This is a genomic window from Pseudomonas koreensis (assembly GCF_036668835.1).
Classification (GTDB): Bacteria; Pseudomonadota; Gammaproteobacteria; order Pseudomonadales; family Pseudomonadaceae; genus Aquipseudomonas; species Aquipseudomonas koreensis_I.
Genome location: NZ_JAZEVW010000010.1, coordinates 89,007 through 109,836 on the forward strand (window position 1 = coordinate 89,007; position 20,830 = coordinate 109,836).

Annotated in this window: 17 protein-coding genes; 6 read left to right on the forward strand and 11 right to left on the reverse strand. The window is 60.3% G+C overall.

Going from position 1 to position 20,830, the window contains the following annotated elements; genetic code table 11:
* Window positions 1-6: 6 nt before the first annotated feature.
* On the reverse strand, window positions 7-483 hold the full coding sequence (locus V6F91_RS23625) for a (R)-mandelonitrile lyase (protein WP_332768679.1): 477 nt from the start codon (window positions 481-483) through the stop codon (window positions 7-9).
* Window positions 484-580: 97 nt separating this feature from the next.
* Between V6F91_RS23625 and V6F91_RS23630 the strand changes: the two genes are divergently transcribed.
* The gene (locus tag V6F91_RS23630) at window positions 581-1,474 is read left to right on the forward strand and encodes a LysR family transcriptional regulator (RefSeq protein ID WP_332768681.1); all 894 of its coding nucleotides are present in this window, start codon (window positions 581-583) and stop codon (window positions 1,472-1,474) included.
* Window positions 1,475-1,796: 322 nt separating this feature from the next.
* Here the strand turns inward: V6F91_RS23630 and V6F91_RS23635 are convergent, their stop codons facing one another.
* Window positions 1,797-2,741 carry an aldo/keto reductase gene (locus V6F91_RS23635; protein WP_332768683.1) on the reverse strand — a complete coding sequence of 315 codons (945 nt, stop codon included), beginning with the start codon at window positions 2,739-2,741 and terminating at the stop codon, window positions 1,797-1,799.
* A gap of 110 nt (window positions 2,742-2,851) precedes the next feature.
* On the opposite strand from V6F91_RS23635, the gene V6F91_RS23640 reads away from it, so the two are divergent.
* Window positions 2,852-3,622 (forward strand): alpha/beta hydrolase, encoded by a 771-nt coding sequence (locus tag V6F91_RS23640; protein ID WP_332768685.1) that lies wholly within the window; start codon window positions 2,852-2,854, stop codon window positions 3,620-3,622.
* A gap of 259 nt (window positions 3,623-3,881) precedes the next feature.
* On the forward strand, window positions 3,882-4,748 hold the full coding sequence (locus tag V6F91_RS23645) for a CAP domain-containing protein (RefSeq protein ID WP_332768687.1): 867 nt from the start codon (window positions 3,882-3,884) through the stop codon (window positions 4,746-4,748).
* A 79-nt stretch (window positions 4,749-4,827) separates the two neighbouring features.
* Here V6F91_RS23645 and V6F91_RS23650 read toward each other — a convergent pair whose 3' ends face one another.
* The 6 genes from V6F91_RS23650 to V6F91_RS23675 form a co-directional block, all read right to left on the reverse strand.
* Complete coding sequence (locus V6F91_RS23650) at window positions 4,828-5,742, reverse strand: DHH family protein (protein WP_332768689.1); 915 nt, start codon at window positions 5,740-5,742, stop codon at window positions 4,828-4,830.
* The gene (locus tag V6F91_RS23655; protein WP_332768691.1) at window positions 5,739-6,941 is read right to left on the reverse strand and encodes a cysteine desulfurase family protein; all 1,203 of its coding nucleotides are present in this window, start codon (window positions 6,939-6,941) and stop codon (window positions 5,739-5,741) included. Before V6F91_RS23655 ends, V6F91_RS23650 begins: the two co-directional genes overlap by 4 nt.
* Before the next feature lie 72 nt (window positions 6,942-7,013).
* Entirely contained in the window at window positions 7,014-7,784 is a 771-nt protein-coding gene (locus V6F91_RS23660; RefSeq protein ID WP_332768693.1) for a sulfite exporter TauE/SafE family protein, read from the reverse strand.
* A 1-nt stretch (window position 7,785) separates the two neighbouring features.
* Complete coding sequence (gene selD, locus V6F91_RS23665; protein ID WP_332768695.1) at window positions 7,786-8,835, reverse strand: selenide, water dikinase SelD; 1,050 nt, start codon at window positions 8,833-8,835, stop codon at window positions 7,786-7,788.
* A gap of 212 nt (window positions 8,836-9,047) precedes the next feature.
* Window positions 9,048-10,331, reverse strand: a complete 1,284-nt coding sequence (locus tag V6F91_RS23670; RefSeq protein WP_332768697.1) for a Zn-dependent hydrolase — start codon at window positions 10,329-10,331, stop codon at window positions 9,048-9,050.
* A gap of 183 nt (window positions 10,332-10,514) precedes the next feature.
* Window positions 10,515-11,999 carry an NCS1 family nucleobase:cation symporter-1 gene (locus V6F91_RS23675; RefSeq protein ID WP_332768699.1) on the reverse strand — a complete coding sequence of 495 codons (1,485 nt, stop codon included), beginning with the start codon at window positions 11,997-11,999 and terminating at the stop codon, window positions 10,515-10,517.
* A gap of 623 nt (window positions 12,000-12,622) precedes the next feature.
* Here V6F91_RS23675 and hydA point away from each other — a divergent pair.
* From hydA to preA, 3 genes are all read left to right on the forward strand, one after another.
* Complete coding sequence (gene hydA / locus V6F91_RS23680) at window positions 12,623-14,062, forward strand: dihydropyrimidinase (RefSeq protein WP_332768701.1); 1,440 nt, start codon at window positions 12,623-12,625, stop codon at window positions 14,060-14,062.
* A 158-nt stretch (window positions 14,063-14,220) separates the two neighbouring features.
* Window positions 14,221-15,588 (forward strand): NAD(P)-dependent oxidoreductase, encoded by a 1,368-nt coding sequence (locus V6F91_RS23685; protein ID WP_332768703.1) that lies wholly within the window; start codon window positions 14,221-14,223, stop codon window positions 15,586-15,588.
* Window positions 15,589-16,863 (forward strand): NAD-dependent dihydropyrimidine dehydrogenase subunit PreA, encoded by a 1,275-nt coding sequence (preA, locus tag V6F91_RS23690; protein WP_332768705.1) that lies wholly within the window; start codon window positions 15,589-15,591, stop codon window positions 16,861-16,863.
* Window positions 16,864-17,102: 239 nt separating this feature from the next.
* Here preA and V6F91_RS23695 read toward each other — a convergent pair whose 3' ends face one another.
* From V6F91_RS23695 to V6F91_RS23705, 3 genes are all read right to left on the reverse strand, one after another.
* Window positions 17,103-17,723, reverse strand: coding sequence for a TetR/AcrR family transcriptional regulator (locus tag V6F91_RS23695; RefSeq protein ID WP_332768707.1), 621 nt, complete (start codon window positions 17,721-17,723; stop codon window positions 17,103-17,105).
* 76 nt (window positions 17,724-17,799) lie between these two features.
* The gene (locus V6F91_RS23700) at window positions 17,800-18,942 is read right to left on the reverse strand and encodes an HlyD family secretion protein (RefSeq protein ID WP_332768709.1); all 1,143 of its coding nucleotides are present in this window, start codon (window positions 18,940-18,942) and stop codon (window positions 17,800-17,802) included.
* Entirely contained in the window at window positions 18,939-20,594 is a 1,656-nt protein-coding gene (locus V6F91_RS23705; protein WP_332768711.1) for an MFS transporter, read from the reverse strand. Before V6F91_RS23705 ends, V6F91_RS23700 begins: the two co-directional genes overlap by 4 nt.
* Window positions 20,595-20,830 lie beyond the last annotated feature (236 nt).

Consider the following 20,830-nt stretch of genomic DNA (forward strand, 5'->3'; position numbering starts at 1 on the left):
AGGGGTTTACTCGGTCTGCGGATATTGCTCAGCCCCCACCTGCTCCATCCAATCCACCACTTTCCCCTCCAGCACCTCGGCAATGGCGATATGCGTCATTGCCGTGGACGGTGCAGCGCCGTGCCAATGCTTGGCCCCCGGTGCGATCCAGACCGTATCGCCCGGTCCGATCCGCCGAACGGGCTGCCCCCATTCCTGCACCAGCCCCGCGCCCGCCGTCACGATCAACGTCTGCCCCAACGGATGCGTATGCCATGCGGTGCGCGCGCCCGGTTCAAAGGTCACCGTCGCGCCGCTGACCCGCGCCTGCCCGGTGCCCTTGAACGGCGCATCCACCCGCACGGTGCCGGTAAACCAGTCCGCCGGGCCTTGGGCCGAAGGCTGCGAGCCATTCGGGGTTACGCTGACGCGTGGGTTTTCATTGGCTTGCACCTCGCCCGCCAACAGGGAAAGGGTCAACGCCGAAGCGGCAATCGGGTTCATGGCGATTCCTCTTGATAGTCAATGCCACCACTGTACCCAGCCCTACTCTGCGAATAATCGCCTAGAATGCGAAAAAACTTATGCGGACGACTCATCAATGCTTCGAGAAAACGCCACTGATCTGCTCGCTTTTCTCGCGGTGGCCCGCGAGCGCAGCTTCACCAAAGCGGCAGCGAAGCTCGGCGTTTCGCAGTCGGCGCTGAGCCACACCATTCGCGGCCTCGAAGCACGCCTGGGCCTGCGCCTGTTGACCCGCACCACCCGCAGCGTTTCGCCCACCGAGGCCGGCGAGCACTTGTTGCGAACCATCGGCCCGCGCTTCGAAGAAATCGAAGTGGAGCTGGCAGCCCTGAGCAGCCTGCGCGATACCCCGGCCGGGAAAATTCGCCTCAGCGCCACCGACCATTCGCTGGACTGGATCCTGCGCCCGGTGCTGCAGGACTTCCTCTTGCGCTACCCGGACATCGCCGTTGAAGTGTGCTGCGATTACGGCTTCGTCGACATCGCCGGCCAAGGCTTCGACGCCGGCGTGCGTCTGGGCGAGGACGTCGCACAAGGCATGATCGCCACCCGCATCGGCCCGGACATGCGCATGGCCGTGGTCGGCTCACCTGCCTATTTCGCCCATCGCAGCGCGCCGCAAACCCCACGCGACCTGACCGACCACGCCTGCAACAACCTGCGCCTGCCAACCAACGGCGGCTTGTACGCATGGGAATTCGAAAAGGACGGCGAGAGCCTGAAAGTGCGGGTATCCGGGCAGATCACCTTGAATGGGGTCTACCCACTACTGAACGCCGCACTCGACGGATTCGGCCTGAGCTACATACCGGAAAACGTCGCCGCACCGTACCTGGACGACGGTCATTTGCAGCGGGTGCTGATCGATTGGTGCCCGAGCTTCGCCGGTTATCATCTGTACTACCCGAGTCGTCGCCAGGCAGCGCCGGCGTTTGCGTTGTTGCTGGAAGCGCTGCGCTATCGTGGTTGAGCGCCTCGTTTTTAAAACAACCAGCGGTCCGCCAGTAAATCCTGGCCAACCTGACGGCTTGCGCCTCGGACGCTGCAAGCACCGTCGCTTGCTGCCCACTCTCCTGTCCGAGACAGATGTACTGCGTCATCTCTGCCGAAGCGTTCAGGGACATTGCCAACAGACAGCCCACTAGACTGCCGGTCAACGTCTGGCGGACGCTGTTCATGGCAGCCCTTCCTTTTCAGAACCGAAGACCACCATCATTGATCACAGCGACAGCCCTTTCCACTGTCAGACCTGACAGTCTTTTAGACGCTTTAGCAATAACCCGCCGCTGCGGCTACCCCAACAACGCTACCAATTGGTGCCGCTGCGCATCGGTCAGCATCGGCCCGAACCCGGCCTTGACGTTGTCCGCCATGTAGCGCGGATTGCTGGTGCCCGGAATTACGCACGTCACCGCCGAATGCGAGAGCAGAAACTTCAGCGCCAGTTGCGGCCAACTGTTGACCTGCACATCGGAAACCCAGCCCGGCAACGGCTTGCCCTTGAGCCGCGCGAGCAAGCCGCCGCCACCGAATGGCCGATTGCAAATCACTGCGACCCCACGTTCGCGGCACAGCGGCAGGATGCGTTTCTCGACCCCGCGATCGTCGAGGGCGTAATTGATTTGCAGGAAATCAACAGACTCGGCCTTCAGCACCGCTTCAACCTCATCGTAAGCCGAGGGCGTGTAGTGGGTGATGCCGATGTAGCGGATGCGCCCCTGCTCCTTCCATTCACGCAACGTTGGCAAGTGGGTCTGCCAGTCGAGCAGGTTGTGGATCTGCATCAGGTCGATACGTTCGGTTTGCAGCAGGCTGAACGACTGCTCCATCTGCGCGATGCCCTCCTCGCGCCCTCGCGTCCACACTTTGGTGGCGAGAAACGCTGGCGAACGTGGCTGGTGGATCGACAGCAGTTCACCGGTGGTCTGTTCGGCGCGGCCGTACATTGGCGAACTGTCGATGAGGGTGCCGCCCTTTTCGAACAATCGATCGAGTACCGCCGGCAACTGCCGATAAACCGCATCACCGGGGGCCACGTCGAAACCGCGATAGGTGCCCAGGCCTACGATTGGCAGTGCCTCGGAGCTGGAGGGGATGGCGCGGGTCTGCATGGTCTGGCCTCCGGTCGTCGCGGACGTCGTGCGGCTGGCCAAGGCCCGATCAAGGCTCAAGACCGCCGAAACCCCGGCCGCCAGCGTGAGCAGGCGGCGGCGGGAATAACCCTCAGTGTGGCTCATGCTGGCTCCCCTGCTGCATGGATCGGTTGCCGGTTGTGTGGCGAGCGGCCGAGTATTGCAGTGAACTACACTGCGACGGCCAACCTTCACCCACGGTTAAAAATAGCCGAATGTCCCGAACCTTGATGTCACTCGTCGCATTGCTCGTCGCTGTGTACCTGGTGCTGTGTGCGGCGCTGTTCGTGTTTCAGCGTTCGCTGATTTACTTCCCGCAGCCCAACTCCATAGCCAGCCCTGACTCGCAGATGACCTTGTCGATGCCCGACGCGAAGGTTTCGGTGCTTACCCGCGCTCATAACGGCCCGCGGGCGCTGCTGTACTTTGGCGGTAATGCCGAGGACGTTTCGCGCAATCTGCCGGAGTTTGCCGAGGCGTTTCCTGATTACGCGCTGTACCTGCTCAATTACCGTGGTTTCGGTGACAGCGACGGCTCGCCGTCAGAAGCGGCGATTGCCGAGGATGCGCTGGCGCTGTTCGATCAGGTTTACGCCAGTCATCCGCAGATCGTCGTGATCGGGCGCAGTCTCGGCTCGGGTGTCGCCGTGCGCCTGGCCAGCCAGCGACCGGTGCAGCAGCTGATTCTGGTGACGCCTTACAACAGCCTTGAAGAAATCGCCGTGCGCCAATACCCGTGGGTGCCGGTGAAGTGGCTGCTCAAGGATCGCTTCGAGTCGGGCAAATATGCCGCACATATCCGCATGCCGACGTTGCTGCTGGCGGCCAGTGATGATGAGGTGATTCCGCGTGCCAGCACCCAGCGCCTGCTGGAGAATTTCCCTGCTGGCGTGGCGGTGCTTCGGGTGGTGCCGGAGTCGGGGCATAACTCGATTGCCGCGCGGGAGGAGTATTTGCGGTGGATGGGCGACGTGTTGAATCGCTGAAAGTCGAGTTGTCCGAAAGGGCCCCTTCGCGAGCAGGCTCACTCCTACAGGGGAATTGCATTTCAAATGTAGGAGTGAGCCTGCTCGCGATGGCGTCATCCAGCGCAACATTGCATCTTGTCTGATCACGCCCTTTGTCGCCCCACACCAAAACCGCCACCCATCGCTTGAACCAAGTCGCGAATCGCCAGTCCTACCCGCGCCGCATTCCGCGGTTCACTCGACTTCTACGCTGTCCCCCTTCAGAGCCGCCCGCCCCATGCGCCACGCCGTACGTTCGTCTCGCTTCGTTTCGCTGTGCCTGCTGATCCTTTCTGCGCTGTTTATCGAAACCGCTCATGCCGGCGCGGAGCGGCAACTGGTGGCCGCGATCAATGATTATCGTGCCCATCCGCAACGTTGCGAGCGGCGCCCGGCGCAACGTCTGGCACCGTTGCGACTGAACGCGAACCTGGCCCTGCCGATCGGTTACGGCTACGCCGGCGGCATGCGTGAGGCGCTGAAATCCTCGGGCTACGCCGCCACGGCAGTGCGCAGTATTCGTGTGATCGGTGCCGAGGACGCCGAAGAAGCTTTCGACCAATTGCTCGACGAGCACTGCGCCGCACTGCTCGATGCGACGTATGCCGACATCGGCGTCAGCCGCTCGCGCAATCAATGGCAAGTGGTGCTGGCGCGACCGGTGCTCGACAGCCGCGTCGGTGACAACCGCAGCGTCGCAAAGGCACTGCTCGCTGAAGTCAACGCCGTCCGCGCCCACCCACGAATGTGCGGCCGCCAGCGCTTCGCCGCCGCACGGCCCCTGAGCTGGAACGCGGCATTGGGCGCCGCCGCTCAGGGCCACAGCAAAGCCATGGCCTACGGCAACTACTTCGCCCACCGCGACCCGGACGGCGAGCAACCGGCCGACCGCGCCCGCGCCGCCGGTTACCGTGGTCGGCAAATCGGCGAAAACATCGCCGCCGGCCAAAGCTCACCGGGCAAGGCCATGGCCGGATGGCTGGCCAGCCCCGGGCATTGCGCCAACCTGATGAACCCGATGTTCACCCAGGTCGGCACCGGCTTCGCCAGCGAAGCACGCAGCGCCGAAGGGGTTTACTGGACGATGATGTTTGGTGCGCCTTGAGGGGTGCTCCACCCGGAATTTCTTCGCCAGGCGGCAGTCCGCTGAAAATTGACCGCGCCATTAATGCTGGATGGCACGCTTATAAAGAGACCGAAAGACCCAGTTTCAACAGCTCTTTGCGCTGCATGGACGGCTCTAGCACAGCCATTCCAGCGTGCCAGTGGAGCGACAAAAAAGCACTCAGCTTGTGCTGACTGACGAGTGATTCGGCCAGCAAACAGCTTTTTCGGTCGCGGATACTGATGAGGTTCAGCACCCAGTCATCGCCCTGTTCTGCCATCCAGCGGTGGATTATTGAGCGATGTTTTTGCAACAACGTGTCGGCATCCCACACAGTCATTTGCGCGAATACCCGCGGCAGCTGGGTTTCAGGCTTCATTTGTTTCAGATCAGCAGCCAATGCGCCGCCAAGGTCAGATTCAACGGCAGCCTGGCACTCGATGAAATACTGTTCCGGCCAGCCCGCCGATAAATTCGCCAGCCGCGCGAGCACCGCATACGCCTGAACATCCCGCGCGGTGGTCATTTGTCCGGTGAAGTTCAGGGTATTGTCCAGTATCGCCGTGGCCAATAGCGCCGCGCTGTGCTGACTGATATCCGGCAACAAATCGGCGCTCTCCCAACGCTGAAAGACTTGTGTGGCGCAAGCACCGATGGGACGGATATCGGCCGCAGAGAAGAGTCTTTGCTCCCAGTAATGTTCGTAACCGGGATGATGATCGATGACCTCCACAACCTGATCAAGCACCACCAAGGGGTCGAAATGGTGATAGTCCGAAACATCCACCAGGACGAATTCATCCGTTGCTTTGGGCAGGTAATCGTCGAGCGAATCACCATTGATCTTCAGATGCAGAGGAATGCTGGCATTAAGCGGCGCACTGCTGACCGCTCGGGCCGCCACGCCTAGGCCGTTCAGCAGTTCGGCGTAGGCAATGCAGCAGGCGTATGCATCAATGTCCAGGTAGGCCGAACCGGACGTCACCACTCTCACAAGGCGTGCTCCTCAAACCGTGCTGCCGATGCGTTGAGCGGCAAATTCAAAGCCTGAGCGATGCCGGCCAGAATTCTCTCGTAGGTGACCTGACACTGTTCTTCTGCAATGGAAATTCGCACCGTACTCGCGGCGATCAGCTCAGGGTAGCCCAATTGCGTGACGGTATTGGACAGGTTGTTTTTCTTGTCCGAACAAGCTGATCCACCCGTAACGTAGATAGCTTGGTTGTTGAGTAACCATTGCAGTTTTTTGGTGTTCACCCCCGGCAGTGCTACGAAGCTGACGCATGGCACCCGTGGCGCGCGCTGTCCGATCACGACAACTTCACCGATCAGATCCTGCAGCTTGCCTTCAAACCATTCCCTCGCGTGTTGAACCTGGCCATTTCCGTCCGAATACTTGAAGTGTTTTTCCTGCAAAGCCGTTTCGATCGAGAGAATACCCGGGTAATTCTGAGTACCACCGCGCAGCCCGCCCTCTTGGCCGCCGCCTGCAATCAGGGGCGACAAGTCGTAACGATTTCGCGCATACAGAAACCCAGCCCCAGGCAGGGCACCGAACTTGTGTCCCGAGGCAATGGCGAAGTCGACGCCGGATGCTTGTAGATCCACCGAGATTTTGCCAATGGCTTGGGTCATATCGGAAAACAGCGTTCCGCCCTGCGCCTTGACCATACCGGCTATGACTTCGAGCGGTTGAATCACCCCGGTCTCGTTATGCACGGCCATGACGCAGACCAGCGTCGGTCGACCGTGATGTGCGATCAACAAGTGCTGCAGCTGTTCAAGGTCGAGCAAACCGCTTGTGTCATGCCTTACCGCGACAGCATGCAGCCCTTCCAGACCGTAACGCTTGATGTTCTGCAGCGTACAAGCGTGTTCAATGGCCGAGTAGAGCACCACCGGACGATCGTGCTTGTAGCGCTCGAAAAAATCATGAAAAACCTGCGCGCAGCCTTCGCTGGAGCCGCTATTGAAAATCAGGCATTGCGTATCGACATTCAACAATCGAGCAACGCTGCCGCGCGCCCGCTCCACCCGTTCCAGCAATTGCACACCGAGAGCATGGTTGGCATTGGGGTTGGCGCACTGGCGGGTCGAGAACAGAGCCTGGAGCATCTTGCTCACACTCGTCGAGACCGGTGCCGAACCACAAACATCGGCATAAATTGCGTTCACAGACATATCCGTATCCATATCAAACACTTCCAGTTTTCTGTTTTTATGTCGTGAGGATGCTGCCCGAGCACGTCGGGCAGCCGCGGTTGTTCAGGCGATCAAGCGCGCCATGAGCTGAATCGAACAGAGCAGAACGAAGGCATTCAAGGCACGTTTCAAATGCCTGGCATCCAGTCGATGAGACAGGGCTGCGCCCAAAAAGCCGCCCAAAATAATCCCGATCACCAGTTCACCGGTGTAACCGAGAAACTCTTGCGCCGAGCCTAGCCTGCCAAACAATGCACCACTGGCGCCGATGATGCCAATCAGCGCCGAAGTCGAAATGGCCTGTTTGATGGGGAGGCCGAACAGGCTGACCAGCACCGGCAGATAAATGAATCCCCCCCCCTGCCCGACCAGTCCGCACAAAACCCCAAGCGCCAACCCCGTTAACGGCAACGACAATGACGAATGGTTGCACAACAGGGCAACCGGCTGGCGGAACAGGTACGTCAACAGCAGTGATAACAACCCCAGCAGTCCGAAGACAAACAGAATGAAGTTTTCACTGAATGCTTCGGCATGGACCGAGGCGAAAAAGTTGGCAGCGGCCATCGGTACCGCAAAGTTTACAATCACTCGCCAATCAGGCTGAAAGCGGGTGCGGTGCAGTGCAAACGAAACCAGCGAAGAGAAAAAGCCCTGTGCGGAAGACAGCCCCGTTACCACTTCAATCGGTAACTTCTGTCCGGACACCATCGGATAAACCAGCACCAGCAGAGGCGTCACAATGATGCCGCCACCGATACCGAACAGGCCCGACATGAATCCGGCCAGTACTCCCACACCGGTCATGACCGGGTAGAACGTCATGGCTGTCATTTCAGCAAACCTTGATCTTGCCCGTTCCTTGTGTCACTCGGCCAATCACCGTCAGGTCGGCAGACAACGCTTGCCAGGCTTGCCGGTTTTGCGCCAGGCAGGCTTCGCTGACGGTGAACAGCAATCCGCCATTGGTTTGCGGATCGTGCAGCAGAAACTTGTGCGCCAGTGACAACTCGCCAAGATATTCGACATTTTGTGCATATTTCCTGATGTTGGCGAAAACGCCGCTTTCAGATGAAGTCACCGCCACCGCCAGCGATTCGGCACCGTCATAAAAGCTCAGTGCAGCAGTATCCAACAGCACGTCCAGTTGCCCTGGCCCGACCATCTCGCTGATATGCCCGATCAAGCCGAAACCGGTGATGTCGGTCAGGCTACTAACCTCAGGACTAGCACTCAAGGTGCGGCCAAACTCGTTGTCACATGTGATCAACTCCAGGGTCCGCGCAGCAATATCCGCTTGCTCGAGAATCCCGACCTTCAGTGCATTGGCAAGGATGCCTACGCCAAGCGGACGCGTCATCACCAACACGTCGCCGGCCTTGGCGGTGTTGTTCTTTTTCAAACGGTTTTTTTCGACCTGGCCGATGATTGAAAAGCCATAGAGCGGCTGGCTGTTCTTGATTGTGTGGCCGCCAACAATGCTGACATTGAACTTGTTCATGACTGACTGGGCGCCAAGAATCATCTGGGTCACCTGCTCGACTGCTACTTGCTCTGGGTCGAACGCCATGATCGAGTTGGCAATCAACGGATAACCGCCGGAAGCGAAGATATCGCTCACCGCGTTGCTGGCCGCCAATTGGCCGAACATGTACGGATCGTTAACGATCGGTGAGAAGTAGTCGGTGGTGAACAACAGGTAATTGTCGCCATTGTCATAAACGGCGCAGTCATCGGAAGACTCGAAGCCCAGAACAACTCTGTCATCAGAAACAGTACTGGCCGCTGAGGTTTCCGACAGGATTTTGCTGAATACGCTGGATGGGATCTTGCACCCGCACCCGCCACTCTCAGACCTATCCATAATCTGGCAAAACGTCGACATCACACTTCCTTAGAATCCATTTCCTTTGCGAAAGCAGAGCGTTAGTCTGCTCACCACCTGTTACCTCATGTCTCAGGCAGCGGAAAAATCGCACACTCTCATGACGGAAATATGACAGAAGCATTGGATGCTCGAAGTCTGCATGGCACGGCGGCGTCTACTCAGGCCATCGATCTTTGCTGGTTTTATCGATGGCCTGTTTTTTTGCTTTTTCAAGCCGCCGCTTTTCCGGCGGCCACCATCGCCGATGCCGCCAGCATCGCCCGCAGCAACACCGCACACCCTGCCGCCAGATCGTCCGGGGCGGCGTTTTCGATTTCGTTGTGGCTGATGCCGTTTTCGCACGGGACGAAGATCATCCCGGCCGGGCCGAGTTCGGCGAGGAAAATCGCGTCGTGGCCGGCGCCGCTGACGATGTCCATGTGTGACAGGCCCAGCCCTTGCGCCGCGCCGCGTACCGCCTCGACGCAGCCTTTTTCGAAGTACAGCGGCGGGAAGTCGGCAGTCGGCGTCAGTTCATAAGTGAGGCCATGTGCCTGGCAGGTGGCTTCGATGACTTGCTTCACCTCAGCAATCATCGAATCCAGACGCGCCGGCTGCAGATGACGGAAATCCAGGGTCATGCGCACTTCGCCGGGAATCACGTTGCGCGAACCGGGATAGGCTTGCAGGCAACCGACCGTGCCACAGGCGTGCGGCTGGTGGCCGAGGGCGGCGCGGTTGACGGCACCGACGATCACTGCAGCGCCGACCAGTGCATCTTTACGCAGGTGCATCGGCGTCGGGCCGGCGTGGGCTTCGACACCGCGCAACTTGAGGTCGAACCACTTCTGCCCCAGCGCGCCGAGGACCACGCCGATGGTTTTCTTTTCGTCTTCCAGAATCGGGCCTTGCTCGATGTGCGCTTCGAAATAGGCGCCGACCGGGTGTCCGCTGACCTTGCGCGAACCGGCGTAGCCGATGGCGTTGAGCGCTTCACCGACCGTGACACCATCGGCGTCGACTTTGGCCAGGGTTTCGGCGAGGGTGAATTTTTCCGCGAAGACGCCCGAGCCCATCATGCACGGGGCGAAGCGCGAGCCTTCTTCGTTGGTCCAGACCACCACTTCCAGCGGCGCTTCGGTTTCCACGTTGAGATCGTTCAAAGTGCGCAGGACTTCGACGCCGGCGAGCACGCCGAAGCAGCCGTCGAACTTGCCGCCGGTGGGTTGCGTGTCGATGTGGCTGCCGGTCATCACCGGTGGCAACTCGGGATTACGCCCCGGACGACGGGCGAAAATGTTGCCGACGGCATCCACCGTGACGCTGCATCCGGCCTCCTTGCACCATTGCACAAACAGGTCGCGGGCCTGGCGGTCGAGGTCGGTCAGGGCCAGGCGACAGACGCCGCCCTTGACCGTGGCGCCGAGTTTGGCCAGCTCCATGAGCGAGGCCCACAGACGATCGCGGTTGATGTGCTGATGGGTCGATTGCAGAACGTCGACGGCTGCGTTCATGGGGATCTCCTCAGTGTTGATACCGATAGGGACGCAGAGCATCCCTGGCTGCATTCCCATGCAGAGCGTGGGAACGATCAATTTCTTTTGTGTCTGGTAAACCGCTATCGCGAGCAGGCTCACTCCTACAGGGGAACGCATTTCAAACTGTAGGAGTGAGCCTGCTCGCGATGAGGCCAGTCGCTACACCGCTGATTTAACGACCGATGGCTGCGCGCGCATCACGCACAACCCGTAATAGATCAAACCGCCCAGCGCCGAGCCGGTGAACCAGCCGTAGCTGTAGAACCAGCTCAATGCATCGCTGCCCAGCGACAGCAACGTCAGCGCCACCGGCACGCCGAACGCGATGAAACCAGCGCCGTTCCATGCCGGGTACACGTCATCGCGGTACAGGCCGGCCAGGTCCAGTTGCTGTTTCTTAATCAGGAAATAGTCCACCACCATGATCCCGGCAATCGGCCCGAGCAGGCTCGAATAGCCCAGCAGCCAGTTGGAATACACGCTTTCCAGGCTGACATCGGAAACGATCAGACCGAGTTTTTTCAGCAGCTCATGGGCCATCAGCGCCAGGCCCACCAGACCGGTGAGCAACACCGCTTTGGTGCGGTTGATCACCTTCGGCGCGATGTTTTGGAAGTCGTTGGTGGGCGAGACGATGTTGGCCGCGGTGTTGGTCGACAGCGTCGCGATGATGATCAGCGCCATGGCCACCGCCACCCACACCGGGCTCTGGATATGACCGATCAGCGTGACCGGGTCCGACACGGTCACGCCGACCAGTTTCACCGATGCTGCGGTCATCACCACGCCGAGCGCGGCGAACAGAAACATGGTCAATGGCAGGCCGATGATCTGCCCCAGAATCTGGTCTTTCTGACTTTTGGCGTAGCGGCTGAAGTCAGGAATGTTCAGCGACAGCGTGGCCCAGAAACCGACCATCGCCGTCAGCCCCGCGGCAAAGTAACCGACCACACTGGCGCCTTCCGGACGCTTGGCCGGGATCGCCATCAGTTCGCTCATCGACACATTGGGCATCGCCCAGACGAGCAGACCGATGCCGACCGCCACCAGCAGCGGCGCGGACAGGGTTTCCAGCCACTTGATCGACTCGGCACCGCGAATCACCACCCACAGGTTCAGCGCCCAGAACACCATGAAACCGATCACCTCACCGGTGCCGCCCAAGGATTTCCAGCCTTCGAATACGGAGCCCAGGAACAGGTGAATCGCCAGGCCACCGAACATGGTCTGTATGCCGAACCAGCCACACGCGACCAGCGCGCGAATCAGGCACGGGACGTTGGAGCCGAGAATGCCGAACGACGAGCGCAGCAGCACCGGGAACGGGATGCCGTACTTGGTGCCGGGGAATGCGTTCAGCGTCAGCGGAATCAGCACAATGATGTTGGCGAACAGAATCGCCAGTAGCGCTTCACCGACTGTCAGGCCGAAATAGGCGGTGAGCACGCCGCCCAGCGTATAGGTCGGCACGCAGATCGACATGCCGACCCACAGCGCGGTGATGTGCCATTTGTTCCAGCTGCGTTCGTGCACCTTGGTCGGTGCCATGTCGTGGTTATAACGGGGACTGTCGAGGACGTCGCTGCCGGCTTCGAGCTCGAACAAGCCGTCGCGCTCGCTCACTTGCGATCTGATCTGTTGCATGGCCGCTCCACTGTTCTTCTGATTATTTTTGCTCATCAGGCGGCTGGCACACGCAGGTGCGAGCCGGACGATGGCCGGAGGAACTGACAACTTTCATGCACCGGCCATGGTGTCAGCGGCGGCATCAATAAACGTGCCGGGTGTCCCGCTTAGCGACAGGGCCGAGCTTTAAACGCTTTGCAACTTTCTGATATTCATCAGTTTTAATTATTTATCCAGCCGGCCCGCGGAAACTTGTCTGAACGCTCAGGCTAAACGTCGGGCAAGTTGTCCAAACTGTCAGGACTCAATCTGGTGCACTGCACTTTTTTTCCTTGTGAGCGTACCGCTGCAGCTCAACTTCAAGCGGCTGATTTCACATAGAAAATCTTGCTCATATTTCCATCCTGTCAAGTGCGTCAAAATGGTGAACGGGCTCACCATTTTGGTGAATATGCATTTTTATCTATATTTATCAGCGTGTTAAAACACCTCTAAGCTTATGAAAAATATTCTTGCTCAATTAGAAAATCGCGACTAATTTCTATTCCTGACAGCCATGACAGGAATAAACCCTGCTGAGCTGAAGATCTATAAAACATCTAGAACCGACACCAGTCGGTCATGCCTGCGAGGAACTCGGAATGTCTCTGTTGATCCGTGGTGCCACCGTTGTTACCCATGATGAAAGTTATCGCGCCGACGTCTATTGCGCTGACGGCGTGATCAAAGCCATCGGTGCAAACCTGGATGTTCCGGCCGGCGCTGAAGTGCTCGACGGCAGCGGCCAATACCTGATGCCCGGCGGCATCGATCCGCACACGCACATGCAGCTACCGTTCATGGGCACCGTGGCCAGTGAAGACTTCTACAGCGGCACGGCGGCGGGTCTGGCCGGCGGCACCACGTCGATCATCGACTTCGTGATTCCCAACCCGCAGCAGTCATTGATGGAAGCGTTTCATCAGTGGCGCGGCTGGGCGGAAAAGTCCGCCTCCGACTACGGCTTTCACGTCGCGATCACCTGGTGGAGCGAGCAGGTCCGCGAGGAAATGGCCGAACTGGTCAGCCACCACGGCATCAACAGCTTCAAGCACTTCATGGCCTACAAAAACGCGATCATGGCCGCCGACGACACGCTGGTGGCGAGTTTCGAGCGTTGCCTGGAACTCGGCGCGGTGCCGACCGTGCATGCGGAAAACGGCGAGCTGGTCTATCACCTGCAACGCAAGCTGATGGCCCAGGGCATCACCGGGCCGGAAGCGCATCCGTTGTCGCGGCCGTCACAAGTCGAAGGCGAAGCGGCGAGCCGGGCGATTCGTATCGCGGAAACCATCGGTACACCGCTGTACCTGGTGCACGTGTCGACCAAGGAAGCCCTCGACGAAATCACCTATGCCCGCAGCAAGGGCCAGCCGGTTTACGGCGAAGTGCTGGCCGGGCACCTGCTGCTTGATGACAGCGTTTACCAACACCCGGACTGGCAGACCGCTGCCGGCTACGTGATGAGCCCGCCGTTCCGCCCGCGCGGTCACCAGGAAGCGCTGTGGCATGGCTTGCAGGCCGGCAACCTGCACACCACCGCCACTGACCACTGTTGTTTCTGCGCCGAGCAAAAAGCCGCCGGGCGCGATGACTTCAGCAAGATTCCCAACGGCACGGCAGGCATCGAAGACCGCATGGCGGTGCTCTGGGATGAAGGCGTCAACAGCGGGCGCTTGTCGATGCAGGATTTCGTCGCCCTCACCTCCACCAACACCGCGAAGATCTTCAATCTCTATCCGCGCAAAGGCGCGATCCGCGTCGGCGCCGATGCCGATCTGGTGCTGTGGGACCCGCAAGGCACGCGGACGATTTCCGCCAAGACCCACCATCAGCAGGTGGACTTCAACATCTTCGAAGGCAAGACCGTGCGCGGTGTGCCCAGCCACACGGTCAGCCAGGGTCGGCTGCTCTGGGCCGACGGCGACCTGCGCGCCGAACGCGGCGCCGGGCGATACATCGAACGGCCGGCGTATCCGGCGGTGTTTGATTTGCTGAGCAAGCGCGCTGAGCAACATAAGCCAGTTGCTGTGAAACGCTGAAATCCAGGCCTTCGGCCTTCGCGAGCAAGCTCGCTCCCACAGGGAAATGCATTCCAAATGTGGGAGCGAGCTTGCTCGCGAAGAGGCCATCCCGAACGCCACAAAAACCACTGCCCGACAGAGGCAGAACACCTCAAATAACCGTGAGGCACACCACCGTGATCGACTCCCTGAACCACCTCCCCCACCCGCACGAAAGCGCGGCCGCCCTCGCCGGGCATTTCACCGATCTGGCGCCGCCGCTCAATGCCCGGCAGGCGCATCTGGAAGCCTCGCGCTGCCTGTACTGCTACGACGCGCCGTGCGTCAATGCGTGCCCGAGCGAGATCGACATTCCGTCGTTCATTCGCAATATCCATCAGGACAACGTGTCCGGCGCGGCGCAGAAAATCCTTTCGGCGAACATTCTTGGCGGTAGTTGCGCGCGGGTTTGTCCGACCGAGATTCTTTGCCAGCAAGCCTGCGTGCGCAACAACGCCCAGGAATGCGCACCCGTGCTGATCGGCCTGCTGCAACGCTACGCCGTCGACAATGCGCACTTTACCGAGCACCCGTTCCAGCGCGCCGCCGCCACTGGCAAGCGCATCGCGGTGGTCGGTGCCGGGCCGGCCGGGTTGTCCTGTGCACATCGCAGCGCCATGCACGGGCATGACGTGGTGATTTTCGAAGCGCGGGGCAAGGCTGGCGGCCTCAATGAATACGGCATCGCCAAGTACAAACTGGTCGACGATTACGCGCAGAAAGAATTGGATTTCCTCCTGCAGATCGGCGGCATCGAAATCCGCCACGGGCAGAAACTCGGCGACAACCTGACCCTCAGCGAACTGCATCAACAGTTCGACGCGGTGTTCCTCGGCCTCGGCCTCAACGCCAGCAAGCAACTCGGCCTGGCCCACGAAGACGCGCCCGGCCTGCTCGCCGCCACCGATTACATCCGCGAACTGCGCCAGACCGATGACCTCTCGCAATTGCCGCTGGCCGAGCGCTGCATCGTCCTCGGCGCCGGCAACACGGCAATCGACATGGCCGTGCAAATGGCCCGCCTCGGTGCGCGTGATGTGAATCTGGTCTATCGCCGTGGCGCCGCGGACATGAGCGCGACGAGGCACGAACAGGACATCGCCAAGGCCAATCAGGTGCGTTTGCTGACCTGGGCGCAACCAGAAGAAGTGCTGCTCGACGCTCAGGGCCGGGTGCGCGGCATGCGTTTTGCCCGCACTGATCTGGTCGACGGACGCCTGCAAACCACCGGCGAAACCTTCGAGCTGGCCGCCGACGCGATATTCAAAGCCATCGGCCAGAGCTTCGACGGCGGCGCCCTCGCCGACCCGCTGGCGCGCGAACTCAAACGCCAGGGCGAGCGTATCGCAGTCGATGCAAACCTGCGCACCAGCATCCCAGGCGTGTATGCCGGCGGTGACTGCACCAGCCTCGATCAGGACCTCACCGTGCAAGCCGTGCAGCACGGCAAACTCGCCGCCGAGGCGATCAACGCTCAACTGATGCTCAACGTGGAGGCTGCGTAAATGGCCGATCTTTCGATAGTCTTCGCCGGCATCAAAGCTCCGAATCCGTTCTGGCTGGCCTCCGCGCCACCCACCGACAAGGCTTATAACGTGGTCCGCGCCTTCGAAGCCGGATGGGGCGGCGTGGTCTGGAAAACCCTTGGCGAAGACCCGGCGGCAGTCAATGTTTCCTCACGCTACTCGGCGCACTACGGCAATAACCGAGAAGTGCTGGGTATCAACAACATCGAGCTGATCACCGACCGCTCGCTGGAGATCAATCTGTGCGAAATCACTCAAGTGAAAAAGGACTGGCCGGACCGTGCGCTGATCGTCTCGCTGATGGTGCCGTGCGTGGAGGAATCGTGGAAACACATCCTGCCGCTGGTCGAAGCCACTGGCGCTGACGGTATCGAACTGAACTTCGGCTGCCCCCATGGCATGCCCGAGCGCGGCATGGGCGCGGCGGTCGGTCAGGTGCCGGAGTATGTCGAGCAGGTGACGCGTTGGTGCAAGACCTATTGCTCGCTGCCGGTGATCGTCAAACTGACGCCGAACATTACCGACATCCGCGTCGCCGCCCGCGCCGCACATCGCGGCGGCGCCGATGCAGTGTCGTTGATCAACACGATCAACTCGATCACCAGTGTCGACCTGGAACACATGGTCGCCCTGCCCACCGTCGGCAGCAAAAGCACCCACGGCGGCTATTGCGGCTCGGCGGTCAAACCGATTGCGCTGAACATGGTCGCCGAAATCGCCCGCGATCCGCAGACCCAGGGCTTGCCGATCTGCGGGATCGGCGGCATCGGCAGTTGGCGCGATGCGGCGGAATTCATGGCGCTGGGCAGTGGCGCGGTGCAGGTGTGCACGGCGGCAATGCTCCACGGCTTCCGTATAGTCGAGGAGATGAAGGACGGCCTGTCGCGTTGGATGGACAGTCAGGGTTACGCCAACATCGCCGATTTTTCCGGGCGCGCGGTGGGCAATACCACCGACTGGAAATACCTCGACATCAACTACCAGGTGATTGCCAGGATCGATCAGGAGGCGTGCATTGGTTGCGGGCGCTGTCACATCGCTTGCGAAGACACCTCACATCAGGCGATCGGCAGTTTGAAACAGGCGGACGGCACGCATAAATATGAGGTGATCGACGACGAGTGTGTCGGCTGCAATTTGTGCCAGATCACCTGCCCGGTGGCGGACTGCATCGAGATGGTGCCGATGGAAACGGGCAAGCCGTTTCTCGACTGGAATCATGATCCGCGCAATCCGTATCACGTTGTCGTCTGAGTCGTGCGCTGATCCGAAAGCCCTCACCCTAGCCCTCTCCCAGAGGGAGAGGGGACTGATCGGGGGATGCGGCGACACTGCGCCGACCTGTTATTGCTGCTGGTAATCGATCGTTCCCACGCTGAACCTGGGAACGATCAATCGACTCGGTCTTTCAGATCGATGTACCTCTCAAGACACCTCAGTCAGTCCCCTCTCCCTCTGGGAGAGGGTTAGGGTGAGGGGCTTTTGATTGCGCCTCAAGGCTCCAATCCGATCCCGCGCAAGATCACACTCGTCACCGTCTGCACCGCCCGCTCAAACTGCATGTCCGACAGCGGTTGATGCTCGTTCAAAATATTCACCTGATGATCGAAGTCGGCATAGTGCTGGGTCGAGGCCCAGATCATGTACAGCAGGCTCGACGGTTCGACCGGCAGAATCCGCTTGTCCTCGACCCACTGACGAATCTTCGCTTCCTTCATTTTCGCCCAGTCATACAGGCTGGCATCCAGCGCCTCGCCGAGGGTCGGCGCGCCATGGATGATTTCGTTGGCCCAGACTTTCGAGCCGTACGGGCGGCTGCGCGAGTGGTTCATCTTGGCGCGGATGTAACTGCTGAGCACAACGCGCGGGTCGTCGAACATTTCGAAGCACAGCGCGTCCTGTTTCCATACTTCGAGCAGGTCGAACAGCACCGCGCTGTACAGCTCGCTCTTGGTTGAAAAGTAGTAATGCAGATTGGAGCGTGGCAGTTGCACCTCGGCGGCGATATCGGCCATTGCAGTACTGCCGAAGCCTTTTTCGGCGAAGACTTTTTCCGCCGCCAGCAGGATTTTCTCGACGTTATTGCGGCGAATTTCGATCTTGTGATTGCCCATGTGGGCTCCCTGACGACAGCGTTGACCAAGACTAGCATTCGCTTGCAACGGATGGAAAACCCAGGCTCCCACAGGCTCAATGCGGTTGTGTGTCACCTGCCGCGGTGTCGATGCTGACCACCACCGACATCCCAGGCCGCAACCGCTCCTCTTCCTGCTGATCCGGATCGATGGTGATCCGCACCGGCACGCGCTGGGCGATCTTGACGAAGTTGCCGGTGGCGTTGTCGGCCTGCAGCAAGGCAAATTCGGAACCGGTGCCCGGCGAAATATGCTGCACATGCCCGGTGAATTTGCGGTGGTTCAAGGCATCGACAGTGAAGCGCACCGGTTGCCCGACGCGGACGTTGTCCATCTGGGTTTCCTTCATGTTGGCAATTACCCACTTCTGCTCCGGTACCAGCGCCATCAACTGCGCCCCGGAGTTGACGTAGGCGCCGAGGCGCACGCCGATCTGCCCGAGCTGGCCATCGCGCGGGGCGACGATGCGCGTGTTCGACAGGTCGATCCGCGCCAGTTTCACTGCGGCTTCGGCGCTGGCCACGGCGGCTTCCAGCGAGCCGCGATTGACGATTACGGTTTGCAGGTCCTGGCGAGCGATTTCCAGGTTGGCCTTGGCTTGCGCCACGGCGGCGGTGCTTTGTGCATTGGCGGCGAGGGTTACGTCGAATTCGCGTTTGGACACCGAGCCGTCGCTGACCAGATCCTTGTTGCGGCGCAGATCCGCTTCGCTCTTGCGCAACTGCGCTTCACTGTCGGCGAGCACCGCCTGACGCAGCTTGATCGTCGCTTCGGCGCTGTTGCGTTGCTGCACCACGTTGGCGAGCGCCGCGCGCTGCACCGCCAGTTGTGCCAGTGCCTGATCGAGGCGCTGCTGATAGATCCGGTCATCCAGACGCACCAGCAGATCGCCGGCCTTCACGTACTGAAAATCCTGCACCGGCACTTCAAACACATAGCCGCTGAGCTGCGGCCCGATGATGGTCACCTGCCCGCGAATCAAGGCGTTTTCGGTGGTCTCGACGGCACTGCTGAACGGCGGCAATTGCCAGGCGTACAGCACGATCAGCACGCCGACGATGGCAATTGCGGCAAAGCCCAGTGACGAGATGATGCGCACGCGCAGCGAGCGCGGCGCGGTGTTCGGCGATGACGGCGGCGTCTGCCCCTCAGGCGTGGCGGCGATGGCATTGGTGGTTGTGGTGGTCGGTTCGGTCATGAAGAAGTGGCACCGCTTGATGGTACGGAAGGCGTCGGCTCGATGGCTTTGGTGGTGCTCATCAGCCACAGCGCGCGAATCGAAAGCCAGATCATGGTCAGTACGGCAATGACCGCGATCAGCATGAAGACATCGTTATAGGCCAGCACGTTCGCTTCGCGTGTCGCCGCATTGGCGAGACTGCGAATGCCGACCAGGTTGCGCAGGCCAGGGTCGGCGAAAAGCCCGCCGTAGGCCGCACCGCCACTCTGCACGCGCGCTGCCACCAGCGGATCGGACATCACCAGTTGCTCGACGATGTGGCTGGAATGGTACTTCTCACGCACGATTTGAAAGGTCCCGAGCAACGCCGCGCCGAGCAGCCCGCCGAGGTTGTTGCAGATCCCGAACAGCACGGAAAAACTCACCAGATTGCGCGGATTGGTCAGCACGTTGCGCGTGCCGAAGACCATGGTCGGGCCGAGGAAAAACGTACTGCCGAATGCCAGCAGGAACTGGCTGAAATACAGGTTTTGCGGGCGCGTGATGTTGCTGGAAAAACTGTCCATCACCGACCCCGTGGCCATCAGCGCCAGGGAAATGATCAGTGGCATCAGCAAGTGTTTCGGGTCGATGGTCAGTGCGCTGGTCGCCAGCCCGGCGATGCTGCCGATCAGCATCACCACGTACAGACTGTGCAGTTGCTCATAACCCATGTTCAGGTTCTGCATGAAGCCGACTGCGCCGGTGGATTGTTCCGAGGTAACCATGCGAATCAGGGTCACCGCCAGCGCCAGGCGGATCATCGTTCCGCTGCCCAGCCAGCGGGTCATCAGCAGCGGGTTGCTGCGGTTGTGCTCGATGGCCAGGCCCATGATGATCAGGGCGATCGACGCCGCCAGCGCGATGCCGATCCAGTCGGCTTCCAGCCACCAGTCGATGCGCCCCAGTGACAGCACCGCACAAAGCAGGCCGACGCCGGTGGCGAGAATGGCGAAGGTCAGGAAGTCGAGTTTTTCGAAGGTCTTGAAGCGGTCACCCGGCGGCAACTTGAGCAGCAACACGCAGCCCAGCGACAGCAGCGCCATGCCCAGTTCGAACAGGTACAAACCGCGCCATTCGGCAATCTGCAGCAAGTCTTCGGAGAACAGCCGCGCCAGCGGCAGCGCCAGCTGCGAGGTGCCGAGGCCGAGCACCAGCGCCTTCAGCCGCCACTTCGCCGGGAACGCCTGAACCATGTAATACAGGCCCAGCGAACTTAGCGCCGCGCCGACCATGCCATGCGCCGCTCGCACGGCGATGGCCGAATTCAGGTCGTTGACGAACAGATGCCCAAAGGTCACCAGTGCGTACAGCACCAGAAACACCTCGGTGAACGCACGCAAGCCGAACTGCTGACGAAACTTCACCAACAGCAGGTTCATCGACACGTTGGTCATCACGAAGGCTGCGGGCAACCAGGCCATTTCTGCCGTGGTTGCGCCGAGCGAGCCTTGCAGATAAATCAGGTTGGCAACCACCAGCGAATTGCCCAAACCGCCGGTCACCGCCACCAGCACACCGACCAGCGCATAGGCCAGGCGCTTGCGGTTGGAGTGCAACGGCGTCGAGGGCGAACCCGGCAGACTGGGCTTCTCGTGTGGTTGCCATTGGCGCGGGGCGTATTTATCCATCGAAAGGCCTTGTGCAGAGGATGGGCCAAGTTTGCCGCAAATCGCCCGGCAACACACTTTTCCCCCGGGGGAGCCCCCTGTGGGAGCCTGCTCGCGAAAGCGGTGTATCAGTCGACAACGATGTCGAGCGAAAGTCTGCATTCGCGAGCAGGCTCGCTCCCATAAGGTTCTGCGTCGGAACGGGGAGTCATCGTATAACTTGCTGTTGACAATCCCCGAAAATATGGGAAATATCC

Coding starts and splice junctions, on each gene's coding strand:
- V6F91_RS23625 (WP_332768679.1), bottom strand. CDS start 483: ATGAACCCGATTGCCGCTTCGGCGTTGACCCTTTCCCTGTTGGCGGGC.
- V6F91_RS23640 (WP_332768685.1), top strand. CDS start 2,852: ATGTCCCGAACCTTGATGTCACTCGTCGCATTGCTCGTCGCTGTGTAC.
- hydA (WP_332768701.1), top strand. CDS start 12,623: ATGTCTCTGTTGATCCGTGGTGCCACCGTTGTTACCCATGATGAAAGT.
- V6F91_RS23705 (WP_332768711.1), bottom strand. CDS start 20,594: ATGGATAAATACGCCCCGCGCCAATGGCAACCACACGAGAAGCCCAGT.
- V6F91_RS23660 (WP_332768693.1), bottom strand. CDS start 7,784: ATGACAGCCATGACGTTCTACCCGGTCATGACCGGTGTGGGAGTACTG.
- V6F91_RS23700 (WP_332768709.1), bottom strand. CDS start 18,942: ATGACCGAACCGACCACCACAACCACCAATGCCATCGCCGCCACGCCT.
- preA (WP_332768705.1), top strand. CDS start 15,589: ATGGCCGATCTTTCGATAGTCTTCGCCGGCATCAAAGCTCCGAATCCG.
- selD (WP_332768695.1), bottom strand. CDS start 8,835: ATGTCGACGTTTTGCCAGATTATGGATAGGTCTGAGAGTGGCGGGTGC.
- V6F91_RS23630 (WP_332768681.1), top strand. CDS start 581: ATGCTTCGAGAAAACGCCACTGATCTGCTCGCTTTTCTCGCGGTGGCC.
- V6F91_RS23655 (WP_332768691.1), bottom strand. CDS start 6,941: ATGGATACGGATATGTCTGTGAACGCAATTTATGCCGATGTTTGTGGT.
- V6F91_RS23635 (WP_332768683.1), bottom strand. CDS start 2,741: ATGAGCCACACTGAGGGTTATTCCCGCCGCCGCCTGCTCACGCTGGCG.
- V6F91_RS23675 (WP_332768699.1), bottom strand. CDS start 11,999: ATGCAACAGATCAGATCGCAAGTGAGCGAGCGCGACGGCTTGTTCGAG.
- V6F91_RS23695 (WP_332768707.1), bottom strand. CDS start 17,723: ATGGGCAATCACAAGATCGAAATTCGCCGCAATAACGTCGAGAAAATC.
- V6F91_RS23670 (WP_332768697.1), bottom strand. CDS start 10,331: ATGAACGCAGCCGTCGACGTTCTGCAATCGACCCATCAGCACATCAAC.
- V6F91_RS23645 (WP_332768687.1), top strand. CDS start 3,882: ATGCGCCACGCCGTACGTTCGTCTCGCTTCGTTTCGCTGTGCCTGCTG.